The sequence below is a fragment of the Candidatus Symbiopectobacterium sp. NZEC127 genome (assembly GCF_025962675.1).
Classification (GTDB): Bacteria; Pseudomonadota; Gammaproteobacteria; order Enterobacterales; family Enterobacteriaceae; genus Symbiopectobacterium.
In genome coordinates this window covers 1-600 of record NZ_JAGFPG010000051.1, presented here as the reverse complement: position 1 = coordinate 600, position 600 = coordinate 1, and the positions used below count along the sequence as shown (strand labels likewise).

Sequence of the window (600 nt, the reverse complement as noted above, 5' to 3'; positions counted from 1 at the left end):
CGAACAGCATCGCCATGAAGGATGGCAGCAGCATCAGCAAGGTAAGAGCAGACACGAACGAGGCTACGGTAGTGACTGGACAATCAGGCGAGCCCGTATCCTGAAGCGTGACAATCATCTGTGTCAGGAATGCCTACGCAATAGCCGTGCAGTAGAAGCCAAGACAGTTGACCACATCAAGGCCAAGGCTCATGGGGGAACCGATGATGATTCGAACCTCGAAAGCCTATGCTGGCCGTGTCACCGCACCAAAACAGGGCGCGAACGGTTCAAGTGATAGCTATTCTCATCAAGGGGAGGGGGAGGGTAAATCTCTACAGCCCTGTCGCTCCAGTACCGCCGCCTAGCCTTTCTTCACATCGCCGCAGGTTAGAAAACTTTTTTTGGGGTCCCCCATCCGATGATTAATAGGAGTTTTCGATTATGTCTGGACCACCGAAAACCCCGACCCATCTACGTTTGGTGAGGGGTAACCCATCAAAACGCCCGATCAACAAAAATGAGCCGCAACCGACAAAAGGGGTCCCCCCAACGCCGAAGCATTTTACCAAGCAAGGTAAGTACTGGTTTAAGCGATTGGGCGATCAATTAGCAGGGATC

General features: G+C 52.5%; 1 protein-coding gene and 1 pseudogene. Both read left to right on the top strand.

Going from position 1 to position 600, the window contains the following annotated elements; all coding sequences use genetic code 11:
* Window positions 1-277 (top strand): HNH endonuclease (locus J5069_RS23875; protein ID WP_264646130.1); only part of this gene is annotated, 277 nt, incomplete at its 5' end.
* Window positions 278-423: 146 nt separating this feature from the next.
* Window positions 424-600, top strand: a pseudogene (locus J5069_RS23870) (phage terminase small subunit P27 family); the annotation flags it as partial.